We start from the raw sequence: 235 nt of genomic DNA, 5'->3' as shown, positions 1-235 counted from the left end.
CAGCAAGCCGGTTTGCTTGATGTCGGCGATGACCTCTTTTTCGGCATCGGCCAGAAGATATTCGAGATCATCGGCCGACATGTCCTCCTCCCGTTTGCCGTGCAGGATCAGATCCTTGCGCACGCGACGCACGGCGGCCTTGCGAATCCGGCGCTTGATGACATGCTGCGGCAGGTAGCGGGAGAGGCTTTCCATATCCATTCGCCCATTTAAGCACGGGCGGCACCAATTGTCG

At 58.7% G+C, this 235-nt stretch carries 1 protein-coding gene; it reads right to left on the bottom strand.

What is annotated here, in order from left to right:
• The coding region (locus ACZ2IA_RS23310; RefSeq protein ID WP_470294952.1) for a hypothetical protein at positions 1-195 on the bottom strand (195 nt) is incomplete at its 3' end.
• Positions 196-235: the final 40 nt, after the last annotated feature.

It is taken from the genome of Crenobacter sp. CS_VA4 (genome assembly GCF_055597485.1).
Note: the sequence above shows the minus strand (reverse complement) of the source record. Positions and strands in the feature narration are given on the sequence as shown.